Source organism: Hydrogenophaga sp. LT287, assembly GCF_055702805.1.
In genome coordinates this window covers 166,614-172,815 of the sequence record NZ_JBVPZC010000006.1, presented here as the reverse complement: position 1 = coordinate 172,815, position 6,202 = coordinate 166,614, and the positions used below count along the sequence as shown (strand labels likewise).

Genomic DNA, 6,202 nt, shown 5'->3' with positions numbered 1-6,202 from the left:
TGTCAAGCTAGTTGTCGCCTGAGGTTGTCAAATCAAGCTGCCTTCTGATCGGACTCCTTGGTTTGTGGGCTGTCTGGGTTTAGGTGAACCTCGTCGATGAAGGTCCAGTTGCGGGTGTTTCCTGACCAACGCGCTGGATGTTGTTGCCTGGCTTTTTCATAGACCGCAGCACGTGCGTGCAGCAAAGCTTCATCGGTCTGTGCATGGCGCTGCGCGGGGGTCACGAAGCTGATTGCACTGTGCCTGTGCTGCTCGTTGTACCAGTGCACCAGCTCGGTCACCCAGCGCCTGGCCTGCATCAGATCGGCAAACGGCTTGAGCGGCAGCTGCGGGCGGTACTTCAAGGTCTTGAACAGCGATTCGGCGTATGGGTTGTCGTTGCTCACCGCGGGGCGGCTGCGGCTGTGTGCCACGCCCAAGCGCTGCATGGTGGCCAGCATCGTTTCGCCCTTCATCGGACTGCCGTTGTCCGAATGCACTGTGACCTGATCCGCACCAACGCCCTGGCGCCGACAGATGTCCTCCAGCAGCGCTGCAGCCCGCTCGGCGCTCTCGCAATCGAAGACCTGCCAGCCCACCACCTTGCGGCTGAAGATGTCCACGAACAGGTACAGGTAGAAGAACAGGCCGCGCACCTGGGTGGGCAAGTAGGTGATGTCCCAACAGTAGATCTGGTCGGGCCTTCTCGCCACCAAGGCGCGGGGTTTGCTGCGCTTTTGCGGCACGCGTTCAAGGCGGCGGTGAGCCAGTTGCCCAGCCTGACGCAGCAGCCTGTACAGGGTTGACTCGCTCGCCACGTACATGCCCTTGTCAGCCAGACGGGGCACGATCTGGCTGGGTGGCAGGTCCTTGAACTCCTCACTGTTGAGCACAGCCAGAGCCGCCAGGCGTTCAGCGTCGCTCAGTTTGTTGGGCGGGCAGTTATGACTGCGTTGATCAGGGGTGCGCCTGTCGCCCACATACAGCGCATTTTTTCCAGCATCCACCCAGCGCTGCACAGTGCGTGCGGCCAGCCCGATGATCTCGCAGGCCCTGTGCAAGCGGGCGCCAGCGATGCAAGCTTCGGCGATCAGCTCCAGCACGGTGGCGCGTTGTGCGAGGGTGCTCATGTGTCCTCGCCCTGCGATTTCAGAACCAAGGCCTGGAACTTTTTTTGAAGGATCAGCAAAGCGGCGGCCTCGGCCAGCGCGCGGTCCTTGCGGCGCACCTCGCGCTCCAGCTGGTCGTGCCGGCCTTGCAACTCGCGCAGCGCAGTGTTGGCCAGGCGTTGCTCAGCGGCGCTGGCAGCAGCGGGTTGCGTCGATGCGCAAAAGGCTTCGCGCCACTGGATCAGCTGGTGCTCGAATAAGCCCTTCTCGCGGCACCAGGCGTGCAGCGCCGGCCCCACCAGGGTGTGGCTTTCGTTCAAGGCCAACAGCCGCTGAACAGGGCTCCACTGGGCTGCGGGCGTATCGCTGGGCAGCGTTGGCGCATGCGCCAACGCTGCCCCCACAGGGCGCGATCTCTTGAGCCAGCCCTTGAGCGTTCCCAGTGGCATGTTCAGCTCAGTGGCCACCGATTCCAAGGTGCGCGAGCCGCGCGTGCGGACCTTGCTCAATGCCTGCTCTATGAACTCTGGCGAATGTTGATTCTTTTGCATGTTGTGTCGCTTTGGCGCGGATCATCCGCGTGAAAAGGGAGGCGACAACTAGTCTGACGCAGGGGGGCACCGCGAGTGGATGATCTGCGTCGGGCGCGGGTTTGACTGGTTGCACCTGCCCAACCTGGCCCTGATCATCGGCCCCTACAGCCCCGACCTGGCCGACCCGATCCGCAAGGCGGCCGGCATCATCCGGGCCAATATGCGCGCGGGCCGCATTCCGGACGATGGCTTTCTGGTGCTGTCGTCCGTGCCCTACGAAGACATCGGGGTGGACCGCGCCCGCGCCTTGCTCAAGTCCAACTTCATGGCCGACTTCGCAGCCGATATGGTGCGGCACGAATTCCCCGACCTGGCCCCTCTGATGACGGTGCGCAAGACCCTGCTGAACTGGCACAGCCGGGCGGTTGAGCCGCTCTGACTGCGTCCGGCTGGGGGCGCCCGCAGCCGCCAAAGCCGGACACATCCGGGAAACCCCGATGGGTCGCTAAAATGGGCCTCCTTCCTCTGAGCGCCGACCATGTCCTTCTTTGCCCGCCCGCACTACGCTTCCGACACGACCCAGTTCATCGCCCAGCTCAAGGCCGACCGCCCCGCGCTGGAACAGGAGCAGCGCCAGGGCCGTGCCCTGCTGTGGGACAAGCAGATCGACCGCAGCTTCCAGACCGATGCAGAGACCGCCACCGTGGCACAACAGCCCTACGTGTACCAGACGGGTTCTGACCACACCTGAACCGGCTGCCTCGCGCACCGCTCATGAGTCCTGAGGCCACCACACTCAACGCCGCCCCTGCGGGGCTGGACGACGTGTTGCCCAAGGTGGTGGACCACGTCGCCCTGGCCAGGCTGTACGGCGAACCGCTGTTTGCCATGCCACGGGACCTTTACATCCCGCCCGACGCACTGCAGGTTTTCCTGGAGGCCTTTGAAGGCCCGCTGGACCTGCTGCTCTACCTGATCCGCAAGCAGAACTTCAACATCCTCGACATCCCGATGGCGGCGGTGACGCGGCAGTACCTGGCCTATGTGGACGAGATCCGCGCCAGCAACCTGGAGCTAGCAGCCGAATACCTGCTCATGGCGGCGATGCTGATCGAGATCAAGTCGCGCATGCTGCTGCCGCCCAAAAAGGTGGCCGAGGGCGAAGAAGCCGAAGACCCCCGCGCCGAGCTGGTGCGCCGCCTGCTCGAATACGAGCAAATGAAGCTGGCCGCCCAGCGCCTGGCCGACCAGCCCCAATACGGACGCGACTTTCTGCGCGCGCAGGTCTATGTGGAGCAGGCGCTGGTGCCCCGGTTCCCAGACGTGACACCGATTGACCTGCAAACCGCCTGGCGTGACATATTGAAGCGCGCCAAGCTGGTGCAACACCACAAGATAAGCCGCGAAGAACTCTCGGTGCGCGAACACATGAGCATCGTGCTGCGCCACCTGCAAGGCCGCAAGTTCGTCGAATTTGGCGAGCTTTTTGACCCTGAAAAAGGCCAGCCCGTGCTGGTGGTGACCTTCATCGCCATGCTGGAACTGGCCAAGGAAACCCTGATCGAGCTGACCCAGGCCGAGGCCTTTGCCCCCATTTATGTGCGGCTGGCCTACACACCGCGCTGACACCCGGCACCCAGCTCACCACCGCCCCCATCCACCGAAGTGCTGGCCCCAGCGCCCCGCCGTTGCCCAGCCTACCGAACCCCACCCCCGGCATGACCACCCTCCTTGAATTTGACGTTCTCATCATCGGCAGCGGTCTGGCGGGCCTGACCGCTGCGCTCAACCTATCCACCACCCACCGGGTGGCCGTGGTGACCAAGCGCGGGCTCAGCGATGGTTCCAGCATGTGGGCACAGGGCGGCATTGCCGCGGTACTGGCCGAAGGTGACAGCTTTCAGTCGCATGTGGACGACACCCTGGTGGCCGGCGCTGGCCTGTGCGACCTGGAAGCCACCCGCTTCACGGTCGAACACGCGCCCGCCGCCGTGGCCTGGCTGCAAGAGCTGGGCGTGCCGTTTTCCACCGAACACGGCGAGCTGCACCTGACCCGCGAGGGTGGCCACAGCCACCGCCGCATCGTGCACGCCACCGACGCCACCGGCGCTGCCGTGCAGGCCACGCTGATCCAGCGGCTCAAAGACACCCCGAGCATTGCGGTGTTTGAACACCACATGCTGGTGGACCTGATCACCGACCGCAAACTGCCGGGCCACAGCAAGTCCGCGGCATCCACCCGCTGCCACGGCGCCTACATATTGGACGAAGAGCGCGACGAAGTCATCACCTTCAGCGCCGCCCACACCGTGCTGGCCACCGGCGGCGCCGGCAAGGTGTACCTCTACACCACCAACCCCGACACCGCCACCGGCGACGGCATTGCCGCGGCCTGGCGCGCGGGCTGCCGGGTGGGCAACATGGAATTCATCCAGTTCCACCCCACCTGCCTGTACCACCCGCACGCCAAGAGCTTCCTGATCACAGAAGCGGTGCGCGGCGAGGGTGGCCAACTGAAGCTGCCCCCAGCGCTGGGCAGCCACCGCTTCATGCCCGACCACGACCCGCGCGCCGAGCTGGCGCCACGCGACGTGGTGGCCCGCGCCATCGACTTCGAAATGAAAAAGCACGGCCTGGACTGCGTGCACCTAGACATTTCGCACCAGAGCCCCGAGTTTTTGCACGAGCACTTTCCCAACATCCTGGCGCGCTGCGCCGAGCTGGGCATCGACATCACGAAAGAACCGATTCCGGTGGTGCCCGCGGCCCATTACACCTGCGGCGGCGTGCTCACCGATCTGGCCGGGCACACCGACATCCAGGGCCTGTACGCGGTGGGCGAAACCACCTTCACCGGCCTGCACGGCGCCAACCGGCTGGCCAGCAATTCGCTGGTGGAGTGCATGGTGTTTGCCCAAGGCGCCGTAGCCGCCATCCGCAACACCGCCCCGGCGCAAAGCCCCGCCATGCCGCAATGGGACGAAAGCCGCGTGACCGACGCCGACGAGCGGGTGGTGATTTCCCACAACTGGGACGAACTGCGCCGCTTCATGTGGGATTACGTCGGCATTGTGCGCACCAACAAACGCCTGGAGCGCGCGGCGCACCGCATCACGCTGCTGCAACGCGAAATCCACGAGTTTTATTCCCAGTTCCACGTCACCCGCGACCTGCTGGAACTGCGCAACCTGGTGCAAGTGGCCGACCTGATCGTGATGAGCGCCATGCTGCGCCGGGAAAGCCGCGGCCTGCACTTCAGCCGCGACTACCCCGACCTGCTGCCAGAAGCCAAGCCCACGATCCTGACGCCACCGGCTAGATAGGGATCCCCCCGCGCCGCGCTGCGCGCGTCACCCCCCAGGGGGCCATGCGAGTGGCCCGGCGGCCGGATCCACCGCATCCTGTGGTGGGGCACGCGCTGCGGGAAGGGCTTTGGCTGCTTATGCTGCGCCGATGTGGGGCACCAGCGCGCCTGCGTCCTGACCACCCCGCAAGGCGGCGGTGAAAGCCAGCATGCGGTCAATGGGCTGACGGGCGCGGGGAATCAGCGCCGGGTCCACGTGGATCTGGTTCAGGCCTTTTTCCAGCACCTGGGCCACGCCGGCCAGGCCGTTCATGGCCATCCAGGGGCAATGCGCGCAGCTTTTGCAGGTGGCACTGTTGCCGGCGGTGGGCGCTTCAATGAACACCTTGCCGGGGTTTTGCATGCGCAGCATGTGCATCATGCCGTTGTCGGTGGCCACAATGAATTCCGGCGCATCCATCTCTCGTGCCGCCTGCAAAATGCCCGAAGTCGAACCCACCGCATCGGCCAGAGCAATCACGTCCGCCGGGCTTTCCGGGTGCACCAGCACCTTGGCCAGGGGGTGCTGCTTTTTAAGCGCTTCCAGCTCAAAGGCCTTGAACTCGTCGTGAACAATGCACGAGCCGGTCCACATCACCATGTCGGCCCCGGTTTCGCGCTGGATGTAGCCGCCCAGGTGTTTGTCGGGCGCCCACAAAATCTTGTGGCCCTTGTCTTTAAGCGCGCGCACGATGTCCAGCGCGCAGCTGCTGGTGACCAGCCAATCCGAGCGCGCCTTCACCGCCGCGCTGGTGTTGGCGTACACCACCACCGTGCGGTCGGGGTGCGCGTCACAAAACGCATTGAACGCATCAATCGGGCAGCCCAGGTCGAGCGAGCAGTTGGCGTCCAGGTCGGGCATGAGGACGGTTTTTTCCGGGCTCAAAATTTTGGCGGTCTCGCCCATGAAGCGCACACCCGACACCACCAGCGTCTGCGCCGCGTGGTCGCGGCCAAAGCGGGCCATCTCCAGCGAGTCGCTCACGATGCCACCGGTTTCAATCGCCAGATCTTGCAGGTCGGGGTGCACGTAATAGTGCGACACCATCACCGCGTTGCGCTCTTTGAGCAGGCGGCGAATGCGCTCTTTCAGCTCGGCGCGCTGCTTGGGGCCAGGCTCCACTGGCACGCGCGCCCAGGCGTGTTTGGTCGGGCAGGCGGGTTGTTCGTATTCAACGTCGATGAGGGTCGTGTCGGTCATGTCAGTGATTCCAGTCAGCGCCACAGGTGCAGCGCAA

General features: G+C 64.7%; 7 protein-coding genes. 4 read left to right on the top strand and 3 right to left on the bottom strand.

From position 1 onward, the window contains the following. Positions 1-32: 32 nt before the first annotated feature. Both AC0GNR_RS07690 and AC0GNR_RS07685 read right to left on the bottom strand, forming a co-directional pair. Positions 33-1,109 carry an IS3 family transposase gene (locus tag AC0GNR_RS07690; RefSeq protein WP_472900372.1) on the bottom strand — a complete coding sequence of 359 codons (1,077 nt, stop codon included), beginning with the start codon at positions 1,107-1,109 and terminating at the stop codon, positions 33-35. Further along, complete coding sequence (locus AC0GNR_RS07685; protein ID WP_472900371.1) at positions 1,106-1,639, bottom strand: transposase; 534 nt, start codon at positions 1,637-1,639, stop codon at positions 1,106-1,108. The genes AC0GNR_RS07690 and AC0GNR_RS07685 overlap by 4 nt, the downstream gene beginning before the upstream one ends. A 79-nt stretch (positions 1,640-1,718) precedes the next feature. On the opposite strand from AC0GNR_RS07685, the gene AC0GNR_RS07680 reads away from it, so the two are divergent. From AC0GNR_RS07680 to nadB, 4 genes are all read left to right on the top strand, one after another. Beyond that, complete coding sequence (locus tag AC0GNR_RS07680; protein ID WP_472900370.1) at positions 1,719-2,060, top strand: hypothetical protein; 342 nt, start codon at positions 1,719-1,721, stop codon at positions 2,058-2,060. A gap of 99 nt (positions 2,061-2,159) precedes the next feature. Next, the gene (locus tag AC0GNR_RS07675) at positions 2,160-2,372 is read left to right on the top strand and encodes a DUF3460 family protein (RefSeq protein ID WP_472900369.1); all 213 of its coding nucleotides are present in this window, start codon (positions 2,160-2,162) and stop codon (positions 2,370-2,372) included. A gap of 23 nt (positions 2,373-2,395) precedes the next feature. Further along, the gene (locus tag AC0GNR_RS07670; RefSeq protein WP_472900368.1) at positions 2,396-3,247 is read left to right on the top strand and encodes a segregation and condensation protein A; all 852 of its coding nucleotides are present in this window, start codon (positions 2,396-2,398) and stop codon (positions 3,245-3,247) included. 92 nt (positions 3,248-3,339) lie between these two features. Next, positions 3,340-4,944 (top strand): L-aspartate oxidase, encoded by a 1,605-nt coding sequence (gene nadB / locus AC0GNR_RS07665; protein ID WP_472900367.1) that lies wholly within the window; start codon positions 3,340-3,342, stop codon positions 4,942-4,944. A gap of 117 nt (positions 4,945-5,061) precedes the next feature. Here nadB and nadA read toward each other — a convergent pair whose 3' ends face one another. Beyond that, positions 5,062-6,165 (bottom strand): quinolinate synthase NadA, encoded by a 1,104-nt coding sequence (gene nadA / locus AC0GNR_RS07660; protein ID WP_472900366.1) that lies wholly within the window; start codon positions 6,163-6,165, stop codon positions 5,062-5,064. Positions 6,166-6,202: the final 37 nt, after the last annotated feature.